At 39.2% G+C, this 2,602-nt stretch carries 3 protein-coding genes; all 3 read left to right on the top strand.

Annotated elements, in window-relative coordinates; all coding sequences use genetic code 11:
- Positions 1–241, top strand: a 241-nt coding sequence (locus IQ211_RS19780) for a hypothetical protein (RefSeq protein WP_228011622.1), incomplete at its 5' end; no start/stop codon positions are given.
- Positions 242–408: 167 nt separating this feature from the next.
- Positions 409–1,722 (top strand): S-type pyocin domain-containing protein, encoded by a 1,314-nt coding sequence (locus tag IQ211_RS19775; RefSeq protein WP_228011621.1) that lies wholly within the window; start codon positions 409–411, stop codon positions 1,720–1,722.
- Between the two features lie 15 nt (positions 1,723–1,737).
- Positions 1,738–2,136 (top strand): hypothetical protein, encoded by a 399-nt coding sequence (locus tag IQ211_RS18810; RefSeq protein ID WP_189761252.1) that lies wholly within the window; start codon positions 1,738–1,740, stop codon positions 2,134–2,136.
- Positions 2,137–2,602: the final 466 nt, after the last annotated feature.

Below are 2,602 nucleotides of genomic sequence, written 5' to 3'. Positions count from 1 at the left end.
TTCCTATTCAAAAAATGAGGTCTATTTCATAAAAAAAGAAAACATTAATGTCTTTATTGATGATTATTATACGTTAAATTCTCAGTGTTTCTTTAATGGCGCGACTTTTTTTATATCACCATTAGACAATGCCTTACTTGAATTTAATGATGATGGTTATGTTTTTTTACACAAACTACCAATATTGTTAGATGATAAAGGACGAGAATTAATGTTGAAATATAAAGGGATTATTTATTAATTTAAACTATCTAACAGGCCAATAAATTTAATTTATTGGCCTGTTATCTGCAAAAATCCTGAATGTAATCATTGGGTTGCACCGATGCAGGCACAGAGACCGAGCCCGCCGCCAATTTTGGTCAATTGCAGGTTTACCTGCCCTCACCAGCATCGCAGGCACCCGCAATGGCTTCGGCGACGCAGAATAAAAATACGCCGCCGTGGTATATGGTGCCGATAGGGTGGCTGCTTGATCAGGTGGTGCCACCGGCACAAGCCAATCCGCTGGTGTATCAGGCAATCGAGACGCAGATGGCATTGGGCGCGGCTGCGGGTACGGCAGGTACGGCGAATGATAACGAGGGAGTATGGGAAACCCAAAGCGCGCCTCCACGACTTTCTGAGAAAGAGAAATTATTCATGGCCGCCATTTCTTCCACACCGGCGGATCGGGCACAGGCCGCCTGGGGGGCATTGAAACGGGCATTGGGCGCTGACAGTGACACGGCTCAACACCAGCTCGAAAGACTGAAACAACTGGCGGATCAAAAAGGCCGTGCAGAGACCCGTGTTCGCTATCGTTTTGCGGAAGACGAGAAGACCGGAGGAGTGAAGGTGGTTGGCTACCATACCCGCGAAGGAAGCGGTATGGATACGGTTAAAGTACGCTATGTGAAGCAAACTGCCCCAGGCACCTATGAATTTCGGGAGGATGGCGCGGATTCACCTATATTGGTCTGGTACACGACAGCGTCATCAATGTATCAGGCATTATCACCGCAGGACTTGCCTCAATATTTTAGCCAGCGTGGCACGCCAATCAATGTCAACACTGTGCCGCTTGATGATCCGAGTATGACCGATCAAACACCCGGACTGGAAATTCCAGAGCAGCCCACGTGGCGGGACGGAGTTATGGTCAACCCGCAGCAAGATCCGGATGAAATGGCGGGAAACAAAACGGAAACGCCGATATCGGATGGAACAGATCGCGGGCCAACGAAGACGACTACGCCGGTACAGGAAAATGATTTCCGGGATTATATTCTGGTCTTCCCGATTGAGGGCGTGCCGGCAGTTTATGTTTATTTGAGCCAAAAAGCTGATAAGGACGAAGAGTACTATAAGAAAAAAATTCAGGAATTTGAGTCTACACTTGCAACTGAAGATGTTCATGGCCTTCGTAGGCATGGCCCAGGTACTACTTTGGAGCAACAAAATTATCGAGCAAAAACAGGTTATACACCTGATGGTAGGAATGGCAAGCCAACAGATTCTACTAGATTTCTATCTTATAAAGATCAATATGAAGCAATACAAAAAGCTTTACCTCTATACAATCCAGAAATTCATAAAACAGGCAGAGTAGATTTTGATATGGGTAAAGTTGTTTCAGAAGGTTATAAAAAAGGAGGGAAAGAATATTTTGAAACCTCAACAGTTAGAGCTGGTTTTGATAAAAAAACGGGAAAGATTTATAGTATATTCGGAATTGAATAATAATTGGACTAGGAAATGAAAAAAATAAAAATAAGTGAAGGGTATATATATATGTTTTGGGCTCCATTAGCTGGAGGCCCACATATTGACCATAGCCTATTAGATTTAAATCTTAATAATGTGAAAAGCATAGAAAAATTGGTTAATGAGTTATTGTTTTTAGAATATAATGAATTTTCTATGTCATGGAAACACAGATGTAAAGAAAGTTTTAAATATGTAATTCGTTATGCTAGTGATGAAAAATTAACACGTTATTATGATTCTGGTGCCCCTCAAATACTACTACCAGATATGATACCTGTCAGAGATTTTTATATTTATGTCTGGAAATTCATGTTTGGTGACGAAAGCTATAAAGCTGCAAATCTTGAAGATTATGAGATAATATCAAGGTTTGATATATTTAACTAATTTGTTATTATAAAAATAAATTAACAATACCACTTCACAAAGCCTATCCTTATATTTTTGATAGGCTTTCAATATTTGGTGGAAATTACATAATCAAGACGTTCAAATAATGACCTGATATTCCGCATCGCATTCATAATTTGTTGTTTTAATTAAATTCTAAATTGCCCAGAGTTCACACAAAAAAATAAAAATTACTATCGTGTAAAAGAAGCCATTGAATTTGCCATTGAGGAAGATAAATAAAATTTAAAATATAATAAAATCCATAATAATTAAGATTGAATGGCTCTTCTTTTTATGTGTGAATAACATGCACCCATTAGAACAAATGATAAAAAATGAATCTATTGAGGATAAATAACTTTTCAAAATGGTAGGAGTGTCGAAGAAACTCAGTCCAATTTTTGCGAATTTTGATTTTCCACAAACAAAAAAGCAAAAGAGAGGACTGAGTCATGCTTAT

It is taken from the genome of Xenorhabdus griffiniae, assembly GCF_015163655.1.
Classification (GTDB): domain Bacteria; phylum Pseudomonadota; class Gammaproteobacteria; order Enterobacterales; family Enterobacteriaceae; genus Xenorhabdus; species Xenorhabdus griffiniae.
Note: the sequence above shows the minus strand (reverse complement) of the source record. Positions and strands in the feature narration are given on the sequence as shown.